Annotated in this window: 18 protein-coding genes and 2 tRNA genes; 10 read left to right on the forward strand and 10 right to left on the reverse strand. The window is 44.0% G+C overall.

The window, feature by feature from the left end; translation table 11 throughout:
* Position 1: 1 nt before the first annotated feature.
* The 7 genes from Q0788_RS08135 to Q0788_RS08165 form a co-directional block, all read right to left on the reverse strand.
* Entirely contained in the window at positions 2-916 is a 915-nt protein-coding gene (locus Q0788_RS08135) for an ABC transporter permease (RefSeq protein ID WP_298809442.1), read from the reverse strand.
* A 133-nt stretch (positions 917-1,049) separates the two neighbouring features.
* Complete coding sequence (locus Q0788_RS08140; protein WP_057761126.1) at positions 1,050-2,066, reverse strand: ABC transporter permease; 1,017 nt, start codon at positions 2,064-2,066, stop codon at positions 1,050-1,052.
* 195 nt (positions 2,067-2,261) lie between these two features.
* Positions 2,262-3,902: an ABC transporter substrate-binding protein gene (locus tag Q0788_RS08145; protein WP_298809443.1), complete on the reverse strand. Its 1,641-nt coding sequence runs from the start codon at positions 3,900-3,902 to the stop codon at positions 2,262-2,264.
* A 459-nt stretch (positions 3,903-4,361) separates the two neighbouring features.
* Positions 4,362-5,990: a GMC family oxidoreductase gene (locus Q0788_RS08150; protein WP_298809446.1), complete on the reverse strand. Its 1,629-nt coding sequence runs from the start codon at positions 5,988-5,990 to the stop codon at positions 4,362-4,364.
* 190 nt (positions 5,991-6,180) lie between these two features.
* Positions 6,181-6,507: a DUF779 domain-containing protein gene (locus Q0788_RS08155; protein ID WP_298809448.1), complete on the reverse strand. Its 327-nt coding sequence runs from the start codon at positions 6,505-6,507 to the stop codon at positions 6,181-6,183.
* 180 nt (positions 6,508-6,687) lie between these two features.
* Positions 6,688-7,716 carry an alcohol dehydrogenase AdhP gene (adhP, locus tag Q0788_RS08160; protein WP_298809450.1) on the reverse strand — a complete coding sequence of 343 codons (1,029 nt, stop codon included), beginning with the start codon at positions 7,714-7,716 and terminating at the stop codon, positions 6,688-6,690.
* Between the two features lie 90 nt (positions 7,717-7,806).
* Positions 7,807-9,333: an aldehyde dehydrogenase family protein gene (locus Q0788_RS08165; protein ID WP_114700459.1), complete on the reverse strand. Its 1,527-nt coding sequence runs from the start codon at positions 9,331-9,333 to the stop codon at positions 7,807-7,809.
* A 326-nt stretch (positions 9,334-9,659) separates the two neighbouring features.
* Between Q0788_RS08165 and Q0788_RS08170 the strand changes: the two genes are divergently transcribed.
* The 3 genes from Q0788_RS08170 (at position 9,660) to Q0788_RS08180 (ending at position 13,088) form a co-directional block, all read left to right on the forward strand.
* Positions 9,660-11,597 carry an AAA family ATPase gene (locus Q0788_RS08170; RefSeq protein WP_298809453.1) on the forward strand — a complete coding sequence of 646 codons (1,938 nt, stop codon included), beginning with the start codon at positions 9,660-9,662 and terminating at the stop codon, positions 11,595-11,597.
* Positions 11,598-11,756: 159 nt separating this feature from the next.
* Positions 11,757-12,905 (forward strand): type I glyceraldehyde-3-phosphate dehydrogenase, encoded by a 1,149-nt coding sequence (locus Q0788_RS08175; RefSeq protein ID WP_298809602.1) that lies wholly within the window; start codon positions 11,757-11,759, stop codon positions 12,903-12,905.
* 92 nt (positions 12,906-12,997) lie between these two features.
* Positions 12,998-13,088, forward strand: a tRNA-Ser gene (locus Q0788_RS08180).
* Between the two features lie 104 nt (positions 13,089-13,192).
* Here the strand turns inward: Q0788_RS08180 and Q0788_RS08185 are convergent.
* From Q0788_RS08185 to Q0788_RS08195, 3 genes are all read right to left on the reverse strand, one after another.
* A complete protein-coding gene (locus Q0788_RS08185; RefSeq protein WP_298809455.1) occupies positions 13,193-13,924 on the reverse strand; it encodes a hypothetical protein in 732 nt (243 codons plus the stop codon).
* 323 nt (positions 13,925-14,247) lie between these two features.
* The gene (locus Q0788_RS08190; RefSeq protein WP_057761113.1) at positions 14,248-14,577 is read right to left on the reverse strand and encodes a hypothetical protein; all 330 of its coding nucleotides are present in this window, start codon (positions 14,575-14,577) and stop codon (positions 14,248-14,250) included.
* A gap of 190 nt (positions 14,578-14,767) precedes the next feature.
* Positions 14,768-14,843, reverse strand: a tRNA-Asn gene (locus Q0788_RS08195).
* A 488-nt stretch (positions 14,844-15,331) separates the two neighbouring features.
* Here Q0788_RS08195 and Q0788_RS08200 point away from each other — a divergent pair.
* The 7 genes from Q0788_RS08200 to Q0788_RS08230 all read left to right on the forward strand — a co-directional run bounded on the left by Q0788_RS08200 (position 15,332) and on the right by Q0788_RS08230 (position 23,354).
* Positions 15,332-15,676, forward strand: a complete 345-nt coding sequence (locus Q0788_RS08200) for a multidrug efflux SMR transporter (RefSeq protein WP_057761111.1) — start codon at positions 15,332-15,334, stop codon at positions 15,674-15,676.
* 1 nt (position 15,677) lies between these two features.
* Positions 15,678-16,247 (forward strand): TetR/AcrR family transcriptional regulator, encoded by a 570-nt coding sequence (locus Q0788_RS08205; protein ID WP_298809457.1) that lies wholly within the window; start codon positions 15,678-15,680, stop codon positions 16,245-16,247.
* 163 nt (positions 16,248-16,410) lie between these two features.
* Complete coding sequence (gene betB / locus Q0788_RS08210; RefSeq protein WP_298809459.1) at positions 16,411-17,913, forward strand: betaine-aldehyde dehydrogenase; 1,503 nt, start codon at positions 16,411-16,413, stop codon at positions 17,911-17,913.
* A 117-nt stretch (positions 17,914-18,030) separates the two neighbouring features.
* Positions 18,031-19,731: a choline dehydrogenase gene (gene betA, locus Q0788_RS08215; protein ID WP_102092282.1), complete on the forward strand. Its 1,701-nt coding sequence runs from the start codon at positions 18,031-18,033 to the stop codon at positions 19,729-19,731.
* A gap of 291 nt (positions 19,732-20,022) precedes the next feature.
* A complete protein-coding gene (betT, locus tag Q0788_RS08220; RefSeq protein ID WP_191114027.1) occupies positions 20,023-22,068 on the forward strand; it encodes a choline BCCT transporter BetT in 2,046 nt (681 codons plus the stop codon).
* A 221-nt stretch (positions 22,069-22,289) separates the two neighbouring features.
* The gene (locus Q0788_RS08225) at positions 22,290-22,778 is read left to right on the forward strand and encodes a M48 family metallopeptidase (RefSeq protein ID WP_298809470.1); all 489 of its coding nucleotides are present in this window, start codon (positions 22,290-22,292) and stop codon (positions 22,776-22,778) included.
* Positions 22,779-22,931: 153 nt separating this feature from the next.
* Positions 22,932-23,354: a hypothetical protein gene (locus Q0788_RS08230; protein WP_057761099.1), complete on the forward strand. Its 423-nt coding sequence runs from the start codon at positions 22,932-22,934 to the stop codon at positions 23,352-23,354.
* The last annotated feature ends 83 nt before the right edge of the window (positions 23,355-23,437 follow it).

Consider the following 23,437-nt stretch of genomic DNA (forward strand, 5'->3'; position numbering starts at 1 on the left):
CTTAGGTCACCTGCTTTAATTTAGGATCTAGCGCATCGCGTAAGCCATCACCAGTCAGGTTGATCGATAGTGCAGCCAAGAAAATAGCGACACCCGGCCAAATTGCTAGCCAAACATTACTTTGAATATATTGACGCGCCGTACCTAGCATCGCGCCCCATTCGGCATCTGGTGGCTGTACGCCAAAGCCCAAGAAACCAATCGCACCTGCTTCTAAAATAGCAGACGAGAAAATCATCGTTGCCTGTACGATAAGCGGTGCCATACAGTTGGGCAAAATGGTGATAAACAACAATCTGAGCACGCCAGCACCCATCACTTGTGAAGCAATGAAGTATTCTCGCTGCAGCTCTACCATCGCAGTCGCACGAGTCAGCCGAATGAATGGCGGTGTACAGACCAGTGCGATCGTAATAATCGTATTGGTCATAGATGGCCCTAAGATAGCGGCAATGATAATGGCCAATAGCAAGCTCGGGTATGACATCAAGATATCATTGACCAACATGACGGCTTTGCCCCAGACCTTTGGCCAAAACGCCGCACTTAGACCTAATGAGATACCAACCAACATCGCCAGAGTCGTTGCGCTTAGACCGATAAACAATGAATAACGTGCGCCATACATCACTCGAGACAATGTATCTCGGCCCGCATCATCAGTGCCTAGCCAAAACATCGAATTGCCGCCATCTAAAAAGGCAGGCGGCAATTGCTCTTGACCGGTGAACAGCTCGTAAGGATCGTGAGGCGCAATAGCAGGCGCAAGTATGGCAACAAGTACCATTAATGCCAGTACGATAAAACCAATCACTGCGCCTTTGTTTCGGCAGAACGTCGATAAAAATAGCTGCCAAGATGACGGCGGTGTGGCGGCCATTAGATTGACATCAGAGGGGAGAACAGAAGGCTTCATGAGCATTTCCTATAGTGGCTAGCGCAGTGACATTTTTTAGAATCTTATTCATAAAAAAGTACTAAGCATTGCTAAAACTTCACTTGAGCGCTAATCATCACTATTTATAATGTGAGTATTTATCAATGTTAAATTAAGAAGTATGGCGTATACGTGGATTGATCAGACCATACAAAATATCAATAAATAAACTAACCAAAATCAGAGCAGTGGCGACCAACAGGATACCGTTTTGTACAATAGGGTAGTCGCGAGTGAAAAACCCATCGAGTAGCCAATTACCAACGCCTGGCCAACTAAAGATAGTCTCAGTAATAATGGCACCTGCGAGCAATGTCGCCATCTGTAGGCCAACGACGGTAACCACAGTAATCAAGGCATTACGCATCACGTGGACCAGTATTACTCGGCGTGGAGATAAGCCTTTGGCTCGTGCTGTACGCACGTAATCCTCGTCTAATACCTCTAGCATCGCAGAGCGTGTCATCCGTGCAATCATCGCTAACGGAATGGTCGATAGAGCAATAGAGGGCAATATAAAGTGTTTGACCACGTTCCAAAACGCACCAGGTTCTCCTGAGCTTAGTGAGCCGAGTAACCATGAGCCATACAGTGGCTGCACATCTAAAAACTGTGCGACAGATATCACCCCAGCGACGGGCAGTAGACCTAAATAATGAGCGAAGATACCAGTCAGGATGGGGCCCAATAAATAGATAGGCATAGAGTAGCCTGCCAATGCGCCTGACATGAGGGTGTAATCAATCCATGTACCACGGCGTAAGGCAGCAAAGATGCCTAAGCTGACACCAATGACACTAGCGATAACAATAGCGCATAATGCTAACTCTAAAGTAGGAACAAAATGGGCAAAAAAGTCTTGTAGTACGGGCGTACGAGTACGAAAGGACTGACCGAAATCACCCGTTAAGATACCAGTCAAATAGTCCCAATACTGGGCAACGAGTGGTTTGTCTAATCCTAGCCTTTCTAAGGCACGAGCATGTAGCTCTGGATCGACCATACGCTCGCCCATCATAATCTCGACGGCATCTCCAGGTACGAGACGAATCAGAGTAAAAGTCGATAACGTTAGGCCAAGATAGACGGGTATTAAAATGGCAATACGACGCAGAATATAAAGTAGCATGGGCTGCTCAATAGTTGTGGTTCAATGATTAGAGTATTAGCGATGATGAAGAGATCCGTGACAAAGCGCTTAGTTCATATTGTCCATATCATTCATATAAGTGCGGCTGGAGCAGAGTATCTGACCCAGCCGCACTTATATGAATGAATAAAATGAATAAATTGCTTATGTCGTAACGGAATTAATCAGTCAAGGTTATTCAACTTTTACACCATCGAAGCGTATTGAGCCAAGTGGGCTGATTTTATAATCGACCACGTTTGGTGCGGTGAATACGGTCACTACCGAGTGTGCCATTGTTGTCCAAGGAAGCTGCTCTTTGAATATCTGCTGAGCTTGCTCATATTCACTGACACGCTCATCTTGATTGTTAATCTGACGGGCATTGGTCACCAAATTATCGAAGTCTTTGTTACACCAGCGCGAGTAGTTGTTACCACCGACCGCGTCACAAGACAATAACGAACCAAGCCAGTTGTCTGGATCACCATTGTCGCCAGTCCAGCCTGCTAGAATGACATCAGGTTCACCTTTAGCAGCGCGTTTCAGGTACTCGCCCCATTCATAAGTCACAAGCTTGGTATCGACGCCAATCTTCGCCCAATCTGCTTGTAGCATTTCAGCCATTAGCTTGGCATTTGGGTTGTACGGACGCTGAACTGGCATATACCATAGATTGATAGAAAGGTTATCCGCGCCAGCTTCTTTGATTAGTGCTTTTGCTTTTTCAACATCGTAAGGCGCGTCTTTAAGTGACTCGTCATAGCCCCACTGCGTTGGCGGCATTGGGTTGGTTGCCTTGAGGCCTTCGCTTTGATAAACCGCATTAATAATAGCGTCTTTGTTGATCGCCATATCTAATGCTTGACGCACTTTAAGATCGCTTAATTGAGGTTTTTCTACGTTGTAACCGACATAGCCAACGTTGAAGCCAGGCTGATCGAGAACAGTGGCTTTACCTGATTTTTTGACAGATTCGATTTCGGCAGGTTTGGGATAAGCGGACACATGACATTCGCCAGCCTGCACTTTTTGGGCACGGACTGCTGAGTCTTTAGTGATGACAAACACGAGGTTGTCGATATAAATGTCGTCTTTATTCCAATAGTCTGGGTTTTTGGTATAACGAATTTGCGCGTCTTTTTGATAAGAAGTAAAAACGAACGGTCCAGTACCGACGGGCTTAGTATTTATATCAGCAGCATTGCCAGAGGCTAGCAATTGATCTGCGTACTCAGCAGAACCAATATAAGCAAAAGGCATTGCTAGGTTCTGTAGGAAAGGCGCATTGGTTTCGCTAAGGGTGATTTTTACCGTATAGTCGTCAACCTTTTCGATATCAGAGATGATATCAGGTAGTCCCATACCGACTGAATATGGGAATTCAGCAGGATAAGCTTTATTAAATTCAAAGTCTGGGTCAGTGATACGTTCTAGCGTAAAGACAATGTCATCCGCGTTGAAATCGCGAGTCGGAGTAAAGTAATCAGTTGTACCGAATTTAACTCCTTTGCGTAGATTAAAGGTATAAGTCTTGCCGTCTTCGCTAATATCCCAGCTTTCAGCAAGTCCTGGTTGAATCTCAGTCTCCGCTCTTTTGAATTCTACCAAGCCATTATAAATAGGAAAGGCACTCGCATCAAAATCCGTACCTGAAGTATATTGCGCTGGATCGAATCCAGCAGGGCTACCTTCTGAGCAATAGAGCAATGTTTTGGCGGCTTTGGCATCTGAGCTAGCAGCAGAGTCATCCGTAGTTTTGTTGTCTCCACTACAGGCGCTGATACTTAAGACAAACGTCGCCAACATCGTAAGTTTGAAGAGTGATTTTTGCATTATTACATCCTATGTAATGGTAGGTAGGTACTCATGTATCCATATGTTCGTACTCGAGCATGAATACGATGAGAAAGCGTTTAGTGACCTCTAAAGTATCTATTTATACAATGTTTGTTATATACAAAATAAAACATATTAAAGGTTGTTATAACTTTAAATTATATAGATAGAAACTAAAAATATAAATAAGTCGTTCGAATATACTCTCTTAATCTGTGATAATGCAAGCGATAAATAGACTAATTTTGATAAAAATTGCACGATTTTGCCGTATTTAGCATCAATAAGATATTAAATACTAAATTCTATGGCTTTATGTTTATTCGCTCTAAATAGCAAAGAGACATATTTTTAGATCGCTAATTAGTTACAATTTTACTAGGTGTAAACAATTAGAAATAATAAAGTTATGTCTCTTTAAGGTACTCAGCTATAATCCGTTTGTCCAATGCAGCATTAAACAGGGCTATGATTCGCTTTAATGAGATCGGCTATTTTTTCGGCAATCATAATAGTTGGCGCATTGGTATTGGCGCTAATAAGCGTTGGCATCACTGATGCATCGATGACTCGTAGTCCGCTCACACCTCGTACCTTTAATTCCAAATCAACCACAGAGCTGTCATCTGAGCCCATGCGGCAAGTGCCTACTGGGTGATAGATGGTATCTGACTTATTGCGGATATAGCCGAGCATGCCGTCTTTTTCAAGGTAAGGGGCAGGGTAATCTTCAGTGATATACTTAGCGAGTGCGGACTCTTGCATGATGGCGCGAGTACGCTCGGCACCGGCAACCATATACTCTATGTCTTTTGGATGCGACAGATAGTTTGGATCGATCAAGACAGCATCAGAAGGTTCGGCTGAGTCCAATCTAACAGTACCTCGACTTTCAGGTCGTAAGTAGCAACTGTGACAAGAGACAGCAAATCCGCGTCTGAGATCGCGACCGTGCTCGATCACGCGTGAGATGACAAAGTGCAGCTGTGTATTTGGCCACTCTTTTGGGTCATCACCGACGCTAAAGAACGCACCTGCCTCTGCATAGTTGGTAGACAGCAGCCCTGTACCGTCTTTTCTCCACTGCCGAATACTTTTGGTTAATGTCGAAATCGATGCCATGCCAATACCGATGACATCAGTAGTATTGACCTCGTAATCAAAGACGACATCTAAGTGATCCTGCAAATTGCCACCGACTTCAGGTGCATCTACTACCACATCGATACCATGAGACTGCAAATGCTCTGCAGGGCCGATACCTGAGAGCATCAGAACTTTAGGTGAACCAAACGCGCCACCTGATAGTAAGACTTCATGACGCGCCGTGACAGTATGTTCGACACCGTCTTTTTCGTAGACGACGCCTGTCGCTTGATTGTTTTCAATAATGACGCGGTTAGCCTGTGCATGAGTGATAACAGTCAGGTTGGCACGGTTTTGTACAGGATGTAGATAGGCAGCTGCGGCAGAGCAACGCTGGCCTTGTTTTTCACCATGGAAATGAGTGACTTGATACAACCCTGTACCGTCTTGCTTTTCGCTATTAAAGTCAGGGTTGTGATCTAGGCCATTGGCAATCGCAGCTTCTACAAATGCTTTGGAGATGTCTCGCGGACTGAGTAGGTCGCTAACATGCAGCGGCCCGCTATCACCATGTAGGTCATCGCTACCACGAACGTTGTTTTCAGCTTTGATAAAGTAGGGTAATACATCGTCAAACCCCCAGCCAGTACAGCCTTGCTCTACCCAGCGCTCATAATCTAGCTTACTACCGCGTGTATAGATCATAGCATTGATAGCTGATGATCCGCCCAAACATTGTCCACGCGGCTGAAAACCTTTACGGTTATTAAGGTGCTCTTGCGGAGTGGTGTGAAAGCACCAGTTATTCAATTTAAGTGGTTTGCCAGGAACCATCAGAATCAGTCCAGCAGGCACACGTACTGCTAGATCTTTGCCATCACCGCCGTACTCTAATAAACAGACACTGATATTTGGGTTTTCAGTGAGACGGCTGGCGAGCACGCAACCTGCTGATCCACCACCGACGATGACATAGTCAAATGTTGTGTCAAATTCCATTTTATATTCCTTATAGCATCCATGCTAATTAAAATAGGGTACGCTTTACAGTAACTATTATTCTGCTGAAATAATAAAATAAAAATGACTCTGCGGTATCTGTTTGCGCCAATATCGTAGGACAAGCTAAGACTGTTATATTCGGTACATTATTTAAAATTAATGCTACTTAATTTTGCATCGAACGACCTTATATCGCACAGATTTCTGAGCGTACGATAAAGCGTTTGCCTTCAGGGATTTCTAACGAAAAGCTCGCACCGCGACCATTGACGACATCAATGGTGAGATCGGTATGCTGCCATAGATTGTACTGTGCCTTACCCATATAAAATGGACAGCCAGCAAGCTCACCAACCAAAACATCCTGACCACCCACTTTGAACTCTCCTAATGGATAGCACATGGGCGAGCTACCATCGCAGCAGCCACCTGATTGATGAAACATCAGCTCACCGTGCTTGGATTTCAATAGCTCAATTAACGCTTTACAAGACTCTGTTGCCGTAATTTGCATAATGATTTCCTTATCTTTAGAGAATCTTAATGTAATCCATAGTTTTATTGAGTAAGAATGCAAAAGTCGCATCTTTTTCTTTCACATCATTTATAGCATGTGATTGAAATCGATACGACCTGTCGTTCACGATTATACCTGCGAATCATTAAAGCAGTATTAAAATGTCAAAAGACATGTCTACATACTATAGTCAATCACAATCCGTCCCTCGATTTTACCGTCACGCATACGCTGAAAAATATCATTGATGTTCTCAAGTGGCTCAGCGGCAACAGTCGCTTTTACTTTACCTGCTGCTGCCATCTCTAGCGACTCTTGTAAATCCAGACGGGTACCAACGATTGAACCACGAATGGTGATACCATTCAAAACGGTATCAAAGATTGATACAGGGAAATCACCAGTTGGTAGACCATTACAGACTAAAGTACCACCGCGTCGTAACATACTTAATGCTTGATCAAATGCTTTGGTGGATACGGCTGTCACTAGTACACCATGAGCACCACCGATCTCTTGTTGTAGGAATTCACCCGGATCAGTGTTTTTTGCATTGATAGTGACTTTTGCGCCCAGTTTTTTGGCAAATTCGAGCTTCTCGTCGTCAATATCAACAGCAGCAACATTGAGTCCCATGGCAATGGCATACTGTACAGCCATGTGACCAAGGCCGCCTATACCTGAAATGACAACCCAGTCGCCTGGCTTGGTGTCGGTCATTTTAAGACCTTTGTATACCGTGACGCCCGCACATAAAACAGGGGCAATCTCAATAGAGTCGACACTCTCAGGGATAATGCCAACATAGTTTGCATCTGCTAGTACATATTCTGCAAAACTACCATTTACGGAGTAACCAGAATTTTCTTGCTTTTCACACAAGGTTTCCCAGCCACCCAAGCAGTGCGTACAGTGTCCACAAGCAGAGTAGAGCCAAGGCACACCAACGCGGTCACCTTCTTTAACGTGATGTACATTGTCACCAACGGCAGTTATAAGCCCGACGCCCTCATGTCCCGGAATAAAAGGTGGACTGGGTTTGACAGCCCAGTCTCCCTCAACCGCATGTAAGTCAGTGTGACAGACACCTGATGCCTGCATCTTAACGACGATTTGACCAGCGCCTGGCGTTGGTATATCTACTTCTTCAATTTCTAAGGGTTGCCCAAACTCATGTAGCACAGCCGCTTTCATTTTTTGACTCATATGGCGCTCTCTTATGGATTAATTTTATATGCATAGCACAATACCTCTGTGCTATGACGTTATCTATAAATCGTCGCGTTAAATCAAATCTTAAAAGAAACCCATTTTTTTAGGGCTGTACGAAACCAGCATGTTTTTGGTTTGCTGATAATGATCGAGCATCATCAGATGGTTTTCGCGGCCGATACCTGATTGCTTATAGCCACCGAATGCCGCATGTGATGGATATAGGTGATAGCAGTTGGTCCATACGCGGCCCGCTTGGATACCACGTCCAAAACGATAGGCCTTATGTACACTACGTGTCCAAACACCAGCGCCTAGACCATATAGTGTATCGTTGGCAATTTGCATGGCTTCTTCGTCGTCTTTAAAGGTAGTAACAGCGAGCACAGGTCCAAAGATTTCTTCTTGGAACACGCGCATGTCATTAGTACCTTCAAAGATAGTTGGCTTAACATAATAGCCGTCTGCTAAGTCGCCATCGTGTTTGGCTTGATCGCCACCGACTAGGACTTTTGCGCCTTCTTTTTTACCGATATCAAGATAAGATAAAATTTTCTCTAACTGGTCTGAGCTGGCTTGCGCGCCAATCATAGTCTCAGTATCTAGTGGGTTGCCCATTTTGATGGCTTCGACACGAGCGATACAGCGTTTGATAAATTCGTCATAGATGCTTTCGTGTACGAGCGCACGTGATGGACAAGTACAGACCTCACCTTGGTTTAAGGCAAACATGACTAGGCCTTCGACCGCTTTGTCCAAGAAGTCATCGTCTTCGTCCATGACATCAGCAAAGAAGATATTTGGGCTTTTGCCGCCAAGCTCTAGCGTCACTGGAATAATGTTTTCGCTAGCGTACTGCATGATGAGGCGACCCGTTGTGGTCTCACCAGTGAAGGCAACTTTGTTAATACGTGGGTTTGAGGCAAGTGGTTTACCAGCTTCGACACCAAAGCCATTGACGATGTTTAACACGCCTTTAGGTAAGATATCAGCGATACCGATCGCTTCTAACATATATAGTATCGAAGCAGGCGTTTGCTCAGCAGGCTTCATGACGATACAGTTACCAGCGGCTAGAGCCGGGGCGATTTTCCATACTGCCATTAGAATAGGGAAGTTCCATGGGATAATCTGTCCGACAACGCCTAGCGGCTCATGGAAGTGATAAGCAACGGTGTCTTCATCAATTTGACTGATACCGCCTTCTTGTGCGCGGATGGCACTGGCGAAATAACGGAATTGATCGATGGCTAGTGGAATATCTGCCATTAAGGTTTCGCGCACAGGCTTACCGTTTTCGTAGCATTCAGCAATAGCGATCGCTTCTAGATTGGCTTCCATGCTATCTGCAATTTTTAATAATAAATTAGCACGTTCAGCGACGCTGGTTTTGCCCCAAGCGTCTTTGGCAGCATGCGCGGCATCTAGGGCTTTTTCGATATCTGCTTCTTTTGAACGGGCGACTTGGCAAATGGTTTTACCATCGATAGGACTTGGGTTGTCAAAGTACTCGCCATCGACAGGAGGGGTCCACTCACCATTAATAAAGTTATCGTATTTTTCGCGGAATTGGACGGGACTGTTTTCAGTATTGGGATAAGCGTATAACATTAACCACTCCTTGTTGTGTATTATGGTTATTTAAAATATGGTTACTTACGTATGACCATTTAAAAATACATTCTTGGTCTTCCTAACCAAGTTATCATCCTATCGTACTGAGCTTTTTAGCAGAACGATAATGACTTTTTATAATGATATATTTTGTATCGTATAACTTTAAGTTATGTGATATGAGTCGGTTAAAATGGTTCGCAAACGGTATGCAGCTGTTATAATTGTGAGCATCTACTTTGGCTTGCTATGGTTACTGAATTAATCATGGCGGCTTTCTTTTTGTACTATTTCTTCTTCATAATATTGGTTGGTTTGGATCTATGCGTCAATCTTCTGCTCTTGATATCCTAAAAACAGGTCAAAACGTCTTTTTGACCGGCTCAGCAGGTTCAGGTAAGACTTATACTCTCAATCAATACATCGATTATCTACGCGCCCGCCGCGTCCCTGTTGCGGTGACAGCCAGTACGGGTATTGCTGCCACGCACATGAACGGCACGACGATTCATAGTTGGTCAGGCATCGGTATCAAAGATGAGCTCACTGATCGAGATTTGTCTACCTTGTCACGCAAGCAGTTCTTAGCAGACAGATTGAAAGATACTGCGGTCTTGGTCATTGACGAGATCTCGATGCTACATGCCAAGCAGCTTAACCTGGTCAGCCAAGTGCTCAAGCATATTCGCAAAAATGACAAAGCGTTTGGTGGTATTCAGGTGGTAGTCGCAGGAGACTTTTTTCAGTTACCGCCGATTGGTAGTAAAGGCGAGACGAATCGTGAAAAATTCGCGTTTATGTCCGAAGCATGGCTCGATGCCAAGTTCCATATTTGCTACTTGTCTGAGCAGCATCGTCAAGTCAGTGATGCAGCCAATGGCGGACTCGATTTAGACGATATTCTTAACCAAATTCGTCGTCAGGAAGTAACCTTTGAGGCGATTGCCGCTTTAGAGGCGACTTATGACCAAAGTGTCGATATCAAGCGTACGCGTCTGTATACCCATAACCTCAACGTCAATAAAATCAATGACAAAGAACTGGCGTCTCTAGATGGAGAGATGATGCGTTTTGAGGCGACGGCGACAGGCGATAGTAAGCTGGTAGAAACGCTAAAAAAGACCGTACGTACCCAAGACGAGCTGATTCTCAAAGTCGGCGCCAAAGTGATGTTTATCAAAAACAATGCTGAGCTTGGTGTCTCTAATGGGACGATGGGCGAGTTGATTGGATTTGCTGCTGTCAAAATAGATGATAAAGACAGTAATGACGCGTTAATCGAAGACGATAGCAGCGATGACGTTGATGAGGATGCTGCTGACGAAAAAACGACAAAAGGTAAGAAGTCCGCTGCTAAAAAAGACAAAGAAAAACCAAAGTCGAAGAAACCAACGACCCAAAAAATGCCTGTCGTGCGGCTTAATTCAGGACGAGAAGTCATCGCTGAGCCTGAAGAATGGATTATCGAAGATGAGACGGGTGACGTGCTAGCAAGTTACTTACAAGTGCCGCTCTGTCTGGCATGGGCGATTACCATTCATAAATCGCAGGGCATGACCCTCGATGCTGCTGAAATCGATTTGTCGCGTACCTTTGAGTTGGGACAAGGCTATGTGGCATTATCACGCCTCAAGTCGCTATCTGGCCTACAGCTGCTGGGTATGAACGACATGAGCTTGCAACTCGATCCATTGGCTCGCGGCGCGGATAAGCGGTTTTTGGTACTGTCTGAAGAAGCCGATGCCAACTATGCGATGCTAGATGAAGAAAGCATGCAGCAGGCACATGAAAAATTCGTGTTGAAGTCAGGTGGGACATTGAGCAAGTCGGTAATCGATGCTTATGCCACGCTACAAAAGAAACGCCGCGAACAACAGCAATCGAAAATCGATAAAAAACAGAAACTTGGCAATCAGGTCTCTGACAAATCAGACAGTACTCTACTTGCGACCAGAGTGTTGTTAGAAGAGAGTTTGACCATCGCGGAGATATCACAAGCCCGTCAGTTGTCACAGTCGACCATCATGCGTCATATTGCTGACCTAAAATCGCAAGACCCAAGCCTTGCCTGCGATCATCTGCGTCCAGATGATGAGGTAATGACAGCCGTTGGCAATGCCTATATCGCTATTAAAGTCGCTAATAGTCCAAATGATTTCAATGATGACGGTAGCATCAAATTGCGTCCGATATATGATCATCTCAAGCAAAGCATTGACTACAATACCATTCGCCTCGCATTGATTTTTATCACACCATAGTTTTGCTGCTTATAATTTTATTGCCTATAACTTTGTTATCTCTAGTTTTATAGGCTTTATTTTTGCTATTTCTTAGTATTCAGCAATCAAAAGCGCACTCAACGTGATAACGCTCAGTTTTTACACCCATTTATAGCGATACCCTTTATGTCCAATGTTATGCCTGATTTTTCGAGCGCTACTTATCAATTGACCTCTGACCCGATAGCGGCGACGTTCCGTACTACTGGTGAGCACACACAGCCACTGAGAGTCGCTATCAATGGCTTTGGTCGTATAGGGCGCAATGTACTTCGTGCTTTGCTAGAGCGCTTTGAAGTGTTGGGCCGTGCGATTCATGTGGTGGCAATTAATGACTTAGCGCCAGCGGATATATTGCTGCATTTACTCAAGTTTGATAGCACACATGGCCGTCTCAGTCGATTAGGCGTAAATGCTGAGATTGTAGAGAGTGAGTCAGGTGATACAAGCAAGACTGAGCTCTGTCTGACCAAAAACAATCTGACTTACTGCATCAATATGCTATCAGAGCCTGATCCTAAAAATTTACCTTGGCAGGCGCTGGGTGTCGATGTGGTTTTAGAATGTACTGGGCACTTTCGCTCGTATGAACAAGCAACGCTACATATCGATGCTGGCGCGCAGCAAGTAATTATCGGTGCCGCGCCATTTGACGATGTGGATGCCTGTATCGTGATGGGCGTGAATACCAATGCGCTCACGCTTGAGCTACCGATTATCTCTAGTGTTTCTTGCACCACGCAAGCATTGGTACCGTTGATTGATACGCTTGATAAAGCGTTTGGTGTGCAGTCCGCCATGATGACAGAGATTCATGCAGTTACTGCTGATCAGACAGTGCTGGATCAAGCACATCGAGATCCAAGACGGGCGCGCGCTTCTGGCTATAACATTATCCCAACGACCTCCAGTAGTATAGCTGCGACAGAACGAGTGCTACCAGCCATGGTCGGCAAGATAAATGGACATTCGATACGGGTGCCCACTATCGACGTGGCTGCGATTGATGTCACCTTTGTATTTGATACGCCAGATGTCGATGTTGAGACAGTGCGAGAAGTACTTAAATCTGCCAGTCAGGCGCATTTGCATGACATCATGGCATATACTGATGAGCCGTTAGTATCTAGTGACTTTATCCATCAGACTGAGTCGCTTATCATTGATGGGCAACAGCTTATGCAAGTGGGTGGTCAATATAAGGTTTTTGCATGGTATGATAATGAATGGGGCTATGCCAATAGGCTGCTCGATATGTGCTTACATCTGGCCTCAAGCAAGCGATAATGCACCAATTTACAAGTATTCGAAAATTAATTGAATTTTTTTAGTTTAGGGGCTTGCATTATAAAATGATATCTATATAATGATGCACCAATGGAGACGTGGCAGAGCGGTTGAATGCACCGGTCTTGAAAACCGACAAGGGTTAATAGCCCTTCGAGAGTTCGAATCTCTCCGTCTCCGCCAAATTCGAAAAAGCCCCAATCAGCAATGATTGGGGCTTTTTTTATGGTATTGATAAAAGTATTAATTAGTACCTTCTATAAAATACTCAATAGTAGGTTGTACAGCTACTTCACTAACGAATTTTCAAATTCGATTGTCTGATCGTCTACTAAGGTAAGCGTACCTTTATTAATCTCGATAATGATGCCACTAGCATTTTTGATAGCGCGCATGACATTGATATCCTCAATGCTGCTTTCAATAATAATCTTGCCGGACTGTTCTGGTGAGATAGGTGGATCAAACGTTGTCAAAGGCACATTAAAGTTTTTGCCTTTTGTCAGGTTGGCATCCTTCATGGTCAGCGTCCCCTTAAAGCTTTTTATCGCGCTTTTGCCATGATTGGATAGCATAAACTGCATTTTGACCTGATTTAAGCTATCGCTATCACTGGTTTTCACAGGTAGTAGGGCGACAGGGTACATCTGTGCGGTAGCATTAGCTACCTGACCTTTGACAATAGGACTTTTCTTACCCGTTGGGTTGTTTGGATGCAGCCGCTCGTATTCACGCTGTTGTATCAGCGCTTGCTTAATAGTGGTGCGCGGCATGGCTCCTGATTCATAAGCGTCGCTCAATTTCATGCGCAGCATATATCGGCTGAGTACTTGTTGATCGGCCTCAGACAATTGCTCAAAAGTTTGCCCTAGCTTTTTTTGCCATTGGTCTGAATCTGTCGGTATGGTTATTTTACTTGGATCAGTCTGCGGTGATGAGCAGCCAGTCGCAATCACTAGCATTGCTACCGTCATGGTTGAAAACAAAGTTTTGTTGAAACGCTGATGTAAGCCCGTCATCGTAACCCTCCTTGCAGATCTTTATTATGTTGAAACCTTATAAATAGTCGCGACTATCTTCTTAATATACCTTGTTTAAACATCTGTTGTGTTTAATTATGGCTAACTAGCATTGCAAATATCGCAGAGTATTTAAAAAAATATTTACTGTAGATGAGATGGAAGCAGGGCGTAACAAGAGGAGAGTTAGAAAAATATCAATAATGCTTTAACTTTTATAACAGCCACAAAAAAGACCAAGCTCGCGTCAGCAAACTTGGTCTTTTTTATTTTAATATTATCTAGCAGCGTTACTATTGATGAGCAACAATACTATTAATTGTTTAATCGTTGTCTTGCAACTCAGATAGCGGATGAGTGATGTTGTTATTATGCGTCACTACAATCGCCTCATCAATAATATGTTGGCTAACACCGCGCTTACGTAGCGTTTCGATGAATACTTCATCATGGGCAAGCGTATAATCCTGATGGTCACGGTCCAAGCCCTGACGAATATAAAGACGAATAAGCCCTTGAATGCGCTTAAAGCCCAAGTCTGATGACGTCGTTTCTAATAGACCAATCATTTCTTCAGACAAACGAATACTAATCGGGCGCATGATCTTTTGCGGATGATCAGAAAACTTATTTTTTATACGTACAGGTATCATAATAAACCATTACTTTTAGTGAGTAAGAGCGAAGCACTCAAACAAAAACGAACCCAATCAAAACTAATCTTACCATACAACAAAAATGTCTAAAAGAACACCACAGCCGTGCTAATATTATTAGAAGTAAATATAAAAGACGCAACAATAAAAAAACCTCCATCAAATTATGATGAAGGTTTTTAGTATATGGCTCTCCAACCTGGGCTCGAACCAGGGACACACGGATTAACAGTCCGTTGCTCTACCAACTGAGCTATTGGAGAATAGTTGGTCATAACAGCAAGTTATTGACGCTTTATATTAAAGCAGTTAATTAGCTTGTTTGCGTTATGTGGGGCACATTTTAGCCAAGTCACTACAGGCTGTCAACCTTATTATGCGTTTAATTATAAATATTATCGCAATTATTGAAAATTAACGCCAATCCCTTATCAGATAGGCTATCTCAAGGCAGAACTCAATAGAAAATGGCGATAAATATGATTTGAAAACAAAAAAATATTTTCAGAAACCTTTATATGGCACATAGAGTAAACGATAAAAGTATCGAAATAGATAGCAATTCGGCAAAGTAAAACTAGATTTGGTGTTCTATATTTTCGAATATTAAGATCGTGCGATACCGTTTGACACAATAAAGTTGCAAGACAGCCCTTCACATTGGCAGTAGAGTTCTATAAAATACCGACCATGTGGTTTCTTTGCTATGTTTTTTCATAGCATGCGTTGAAAAAAAGCGGGTGTTCTAAAGATGAGTCCTACTACGATTGCTTACGGTTATCTGACTATTGCCATTATATGCGAAGTGGTGGGTACGACTTTTTTGGTAAAGTCAGAACAGTTCACCCGTTTGGTACCAACTTTGATGATGGGTGCGCTCTATGCGGTTTCATTTTATCTGTTGGCTCAGACGCTCAAAACCATACCGCTAGGTATTGCGTACGCACTGTGGGGCGGGCTTGGGATTGTACTAACCTCACTCGCTGGTGTAGTGCTATTCAAGCAAAATCTTGATACAGCAGCAGTGGTCGGGATCGCGATGATTGTCGGCGGTGTTGTTGTAATGAACTTATTGTCTAATTCTGTGGTGCATTGATATGGAAAATGCTTATAAGCGTAAAAAACAGCCAGAAGTCATTCGTCGTGCGTTGTTAGATCAGGCAGCACGTATCACATTGGAGCAGGGCTTATCTAAAGTGACTTTTCAGGCAGTCGCTGATGCGGTTGGGGTGACGAAGGGTGGTGTGATGCATCATTTTTCTACCAAAAACGCACTCGTGCTAGAAGTCTTCAATGATGCAATGGCTAAGTTTGAGGCAGAAGTAAACGCAGCAATGGCTGATGATCCTGTTAAGTACGGTTCATTTACCCGCGCTTATATAGATGCCACTATCAGCCTCGGCGAGCAAGGGCAGGAAGAATATGATAACCAAGCGACCTTATATGTGCTGATGTTAGGCGATAGCGAGCTGCGTGAATTGTGGGCTAAATGGGCGAATGAGCAACTCAAAAAACATGCAACAACGGATAATACCGAGACGTTATGTATGGTTCGCCTTGTCGCTGACGGTATTTGGCTCTCAGACTTTTCAGGCATCGATATCGCAGACAAACAGTCATTACGCGATCGCTTGATAAAAATGACGCAACAAGACTTTGATTTATAAGACAACACTGATTTATAAAATAATTTTTACTTCACTATTTAAAGACTAAATTTCTTAAAGACTAAATTTCGAAACTTAACTAACGACGACACTATTCGGCTTCAGTACTTTTACACAGTTACTTTTATATAGCTACTTTTGCCAATCGTCCTAAGGAGAATTTATGACTGATTTTAATAATTTGACAGATATTATCGATTTAGACCAAGTACAAACAGCTTATATCAACGGTCGCTATCTAGCGGTTGATGAGTCGCTAGCGACTTTTGAAGATATCAATCCAGCCACTGGTGAAGTATTGGCAACGATTCAGCAAACGAGCAATGAGCAGATTGATGAAGCCGTAAAAGCCGCACATAAAGGTCAAAAAGTTTGGGCGGCGATGACAGCGGTCGAGCGTGGCCGAATTTTATCAAAGGCTGTTGAGATATTGCGTACGCGCAATGATGTGTTGGCACTACTTGAGACCAAAGACACAGGTAAAGCCTACTCTGAGACGAAGTATGTCGATATCGTCACTGGTGCTGATGTCGTTGAATACTATGCAGGTCTGGCACCGATGATTGAGGGTCGTCAGATTCCATTGCGTGATACTAGCTTTGTCTATACTCGCCGCGAGCCACTTGGCGTAGTCGCAGGTATTGGTGCGTGGAACTATCCGATTCAAATCGCGATGTGGAAAGCAGCACCAGCATTGGCTGCCGGTAATGCGATGATTTTTAAGCCATCAGAAGTGACACCATTGACGGCATTGAAACTGGCAGAGATATTGACCGAAGCTGGATTACCAGATGGTGTGTTCAACGTGGTACAAGGTAACTATGAAGTGGGTCAAGCGCTAACCGAACACCCAGATATCGCAAAAGTATCGTTCACAGGTGGCGTACCGACTGGCAAAAAAGTCATGTCGAGCGCGGCAAGCTCATCTCTAAAAGACGTAACCTTAGAGCTTGGTGGTAAATCGCCATTGATCATATTTGATGATGCAGATATCGATACCGCTGCTGACATCGCTATGATGGCCAACTTCTATAGTACGGGTCAGGTATGTACCAATGGTACGCGTGTATTCGTTCCTAAAGCACTACAAGCCAAATTCGAGCAAGCGATCTTAACTCGTGTTGAGCGTATTAAGCTAGGCGATCCAATGGATGAGAACATCAATATGGGTCCATTGGTTAGCTTCCCGCATATGGAGCGCGTGCTTGGCTATATTGAACAAGGTAAGGCTAGTGGTGCACGCCTGCTAACAGGTGGCGCACGCGTTACAACGAACGAGCTTGTAAACGGCGCATTTGTCGCACCGACAGTATTCACTGATTGCACAGATGATATGACTATCGTACGCGAAGAAATCTTTGGCCCAGTGATGTCGATATTGACGTACGAGACCGAAGAAGAGGTCATTCGCCGTGCTAATGATACCGATTATGGCTTGGCCGCTGGGGTTGTGACTGCAGATCTAAAACGCGCGCATCGAGTCATCGCTCAGATCGAGGCTGGCATCTGCTGGTTGAATACGTGGGGCGAGTCGGCAGCACAAATGCCAGTAGGCGGCTATAAGCATTCTGGTATCGGCCGCGAAAACGGTATCGAAGCGCTCGAACACTATACTCAGACCAAATCTATCCAAGTAGAGTTGGGTGCGTTTGAATCTGTCTTTTAATCAATCTTATTGAGAAAAACGAAGCCAGTAAGGTTTCTTATTAGCTTTAATTTAGCCTTTTAGGACACCTTATTGACCCTAAACGATTTATGTTTTTTCAATATTATGGAGTATGTTATGACATCAACCACACCTGAGTATGACTATATTATCGTCGGAGCAGGTTCAGCAGGAAATGTGCTGGCCACGCGTCTGACCGAAGATGCCAGTATTAAAGTACTGCTATTAGAAGCAGGTCGTCCAGATTATCGTTTTGACTTCCGTACCCAAATGCCAGCTGCGCTTGCCATGCCGCTACAAGGGACGACTTATAATTGGGGTTATAAGACAGATCCTGAGCCATACATGAATAACCGTGTCATGGACTGTGGCCGCGGCAAAGGGCTAGGTGGCTCATCATTGATTAACGGTATGTGCTACATCCGTGGTAATGCGCTAGATTTTGACGATTGGTCTAAGATAAAAGGCCTATCAGACTGGACGTATTCGGATTGCTTACCGTACTTCAAAAAGCTAGAAAACTGTGACGCTGGCGAGAACGACTATCATGGCGTGGGCGGTCCTGTTGAAATGACTACCTCAAAGCCAGGGGTCAATCCACTGTTCCAAGCTATGATTGAAGCGGGCGTACAAGCGGGCTATCCACGCACCGAAGATCTAAACGGTTATCAGCAAGAAGGTTTTGGTCCGATGGATCGATTCGTGACGCCTAATGGTCGCCGTGCATCAACGGCTCGCGGCTATCTTGACCGTGCCAAACCACGTAGCAATATTACGATTTTGACAGGTGCATTGACTGACGTAATTTTATTTGACGGCAAACGCGCTGTCGGTGTCAAAGTCGAGCACGAAGGCCAGACCAAAAACTTCCATGCCGCTCGTGAAGTGATTGTCTCATCTGGTGCGATTGCCTCACCGCAACTGTTGCAACGTTCAGGTATCGGCCCTGGTCAGTGGTTAAAAGACGCTGGCGTGACTGAAATATTGGATCTGCCAGGTGTTGGTAATAACTTACAAGACCATTTAGAGCTGTATATGCAGTATGAATGTAAACTGCCAGTGTCAATCGCGCCTGCCAATAAATGGTGGAATAAGCCTGCGATTGGGGCAGAATGGTTATTCAATGGCACAGGTCTTGGTGCGTCTAACCAATTCGAAGGTGGCGGCTTCATCCGTACGGATGAGAAGTTTACCCATCCAAACATTCAGTATCATTTCTTACCACTAGCTGTACGCTACGATGGCCGCAGTGCTGTGAAATCGCATAGCTTCCAAGCACACGTCGGCTCACTGCGCTCACCAAGCCGTGGCCGCGTCAAGCTAAAATCACGTGATCCGAAAGCACATCCAAGTATCTTGTTTAACTACATGTCACATGATCAAGACTGGCAAGAGTTCCGTGCTGCGATGCGTATTACGCGTGAAATCATGCATCAGCCAGCACTGGACCCTTATCGTGGTCGTGCAATTGCACCGACCGATGATCTGGTCACCGACGCCCAGCTAGATGAATACGTACGTAATCATAGTGAGACGGCTTATCATCCATCTTGTACCTGCGCGATGGGCGAAGATAACGATTCGGTAGTGAATGGCGAAGGTCTGGTACATGGTATTGATGGCTTGCGAGTCGTCGATGCGTCTATCATGCCAAACATTATTAGTGGTAATCTCAATGCCACGACTATTATGTTAGCAGAAAAAATCGTCGATAAGATGAGAGGCGTACAGTTGCCACGTTCAACGGCAGATTATTACGTGGCCAATGGTGCACCGCTGCGCTCAGAGCCGATGCGTGATTATCTCTCGACGGTGTAGGCTGCGATATAAACCTGCATGCAGGATACTGAATAAATAACGATATGAGAAAATTTTAACCAAAAGGCCTTTCCAAGTAGAGGCCTTTTTTATCAACGCTAACGTATTAGAATAATGAATACCGTTCAGGTTGAATTTGTTTATAATTTTATTAGCTTTTTATTTATTGGTACTGCTTTGTCCGTCATGCGGTTGGTTCCACGTATACGGTTATAGATCATCAGTCTACTATTAGACGATGCCGGACAAAGCAATATCGGACCCTGTTTAATTTACCTATTGAGGTCTTTTATGTACAGTTCGCCATCACAAGATGTGACGAAACCTCTGACCCTAAACAAAACCGTGTTTATGGGCTCAGCTATTATTTCTATTTTATTGATAATCTGGACCATCGCTTTTCCAGATTATAGTGAGGCCTTGTTGAGCGCTAGCATGACTTGGGTATCAGACAAGTTTGGCTGGTATTATATGTTGGTGGTTGCTGCTTATAGTATCTTTGCGTTGTTTGTTGGTTTTTCTAAGTACGGTGATATAAAGCTTGGTCAAGACCACGAAAAAGCACAATTTCCGTTTTTAGCGTGGGCGGCCATGCTGTTCTCAGCAGGTATTGGTATTGACCTGTTGTTCTTTGGTGCCTCTGAGCCTTTAATGCATTATTTGACCCCGCATACAGGCCTAGAGCCTGCGAGTGCTGAGGCCATGCGCGAAGCACTTGCTCAGACTTTCTTGCACTGGGGTCTACACGGTTGGGGTATTTATGCGCTGATCGGTATGGCGCTGGCTTATTTTGCTTATCGCAAAAACATGCCGCTGGCGTTACGCTCGCCGTTGACTCCGATATTTGGTGAACGTTTAATCAAAGGTTGGTTAGGCGATGGTATTGATACCTTCGGCGTCGTCTGTACGTTGATGGGTATTGCAACCAGTTTAGGTATTGGGGTATTGCAGGCCAATGCTGGCTTGACCCATGTGTTCGGTATCGAATCTAGCAAAACAGTTCAGGCGCTCATCATCGTAGGTGTCGTCGCTGCAGCCGCTATTTCTGCGATGACAGGTGTCGAGAAAGGCGTTCGTCGTCTATCTGAATTCAACATGTTGTCGTCAATACTGTTGTTGCTTGCCATATTGGTAATGGGCAATACGGTGTATCTATTAAATACCTTTACTCAAAATATCGGTCAATATTTCCAAACCATCATTTATAAAACCTTTGACGTTTATGCTTATGACGGTGCTGCTGGTGCCGAGTGGAAATCTTGGTGGACGATATTTTTCTGGGCATGGTGGGTTGCTTGGGCACCATTTGTAGGTCTATTTATTGCACGTATTAGCCGTGGCCGTACGTTGCGCGAGTTTGTATTTGGCGTGATGTTTATTCCTCTTGGTTTTATCTTCGCATGGTTCTCTATCTTTGGTAATTCAGCAATAGATTTGGTTGCCAATGGCGCAACAGAGCTTGGCGAAATCGCGGTCAATGATGCGGCAATGGGCATGTTTGCGCTGTTTGAGTACTTCCCTTACAGTGAAGTATTGTCATTTGCTGGTGTGGTTATTGGTCTTATTTTCTTTGTGACTTCTGCTGACTCAGGCGCGTTAGTATTAGCGAACTTGAGCTCAAGAGGTATGACCAATGATACCGATGCTCCTGTTTGGTTACGTCTGTTTTGGGCAGCAGCGACTGGTCTTATTACGTTAGGACTGTTATTTGCAGGTGGTTTTGCCTCATTGCAATCTGTCTCTGTCATTGCAGGTTTGCCATTCTCTATTATTCTTGTGCTCTACATGATGTCTATGTGGAAGTCGCTAAAAGAAGAAGGCAACAAGCGTAAAGCCAGTACAATCGGCACGGCAAATGTATTGGACAGCGGGAAGAGCTGGAAAGCGCGCTTGCAACGTATTGTGAGCTTCCCAGGCCATGCACAGGTTGAAAAATTCTTGCATACGGTTGTGATGCCAGCGATGTCTGAGGTCGAAAAAGAATTTAAAGCAGGTGGTCTCAAAACCTCGTTAGATACCAAAAACCTTGCTAGTATCGGTGAAGGTATCGATGCAGGCATGGACCAAGATAGTGGTCAGGTAGACGGTCTAAAACTGCGTGTCGGTCATGGCGATGAAGATGACTTTATTTATGAAGTTAATCTAATTAAAGCGCATCGTCCTAACTTTACATTGAGCACATCTACCAAGCACGCAGAGTACTACTACCGTGCGGAAGTGTTCTTAAGTGAAGGCTCGCAAGAGTATGACTTGGTTGGCTACTCAAAAGAGCAAGTATTGGTTGATATCTTAAATCAGTACGAGCGTCATTTGCAGTATCTGCATTTAGAGCGTTAATCAGACACACTTTTTAAGTGAAACTATCAGTAAAAATGTCCCCATAAGTTGAACGCAGCTTATGGGGTTTTTTTATGAATAACTATTTATAAATAACTATCGTTTAAGTTGAGGGTATATCCCAAATAAGTGGCAAACAAGCACCGCAAATATAAGGTAAAATTCATTAAGATTAAATTGATCGACTGATACGCTGCAACGTATTAGCAAAGGATACACTTGTGACCAAATTAAAGTACATAGCACATTACTCAGAACAGATTCAAACTCAAGCTGCTCAGCTTATAACTGATGGTAGGTTGGGCGAGTATCTGGAAAAAAAGTACCCAACTCAGCATCAAATCCAAAGCGACAAAGCGCTCTATCAGTATATAAATGAGATAAAAATCCAATACATGCGTAAGATTGGTCAGCTATCAAATGTCAGCTATAGCAGTAAGCTCAAGGTTTTAAAACATGCCCTAGGTATCCATACCACTCAGTCTCGTATACAAGGCAGCAAGCTTAAATCGCACAATAGCATCACGGTAGCTAGCCTATTTAAAGACGCGCCGCCAGAGTTTTTGCGCATGATTGTCGTGCATGAGTTGGCGCACTTTAAAGAGCACGATCATAACAAAGCGTTTTATCAATTATGCTGCCATATGGAGCCTGAGTATCATCAATTTGAGCTAGATACACGCCTGTGGTTACACTGGCGCGAGTTGTAACCCTAATATAGTCAACAACCTTAACAAGGTTCATAATAATGTTAATAACAGCCACATAAATATCGTGTTCTTCTCTGTAGCAATCATCTGAGCCGCTAGAATTACGTTATAATCCTAACCACACACGATATAGTCAATAAAAGGTTGTAAACAATGATTAATACCAAAATATATAAAGCTATTTACACCTTAGCTGAAGAGTTGTTGGAAGCGGATCGCAGAGGCAATCAAGAAAAATTTGATTCGTTATATGCTGAACTAAACGCCATTTGTACCGATAATGAAGGCACTGACAAAGACCACCCAGAACAATGGGAAACGCTTGCTGATTTCACAGAAGATTTGGACGCAGCACTAGTGATTTATGACAAAGCATTGGCCAAGGCTACTGCCATTAACTCAAAAGACCATATGTCATCGATTGCTTTTTCTATGGCGGTGCTACAGCTTGAGACAGGTGAAAAAGAAGCCGCTATCCAAAGCCTACAAAATGCCAAAGTCACAGCCAATAAAATAGAAGATAAAGAGTTCAAGGTTGAGATTGATGAGATGCTTACGAAGCTATTGGCAGAGTAGTTTTGATTATAGTCAATCCTCTATAAACTGGGTACGGTGTCAGTCTTGCCTAGCCTACTACTTGTAGTGCTTTCACTCGGCTT

Source organism: uncultured Psychrobacter sp., assembly GCF_947500265.1.
Taxonomy (GTDB): Bacteria; Pseudomonadota; Gammaproteobacteria; order Pseudomonadales; family Moraxellaceae; genus Psychrobacter.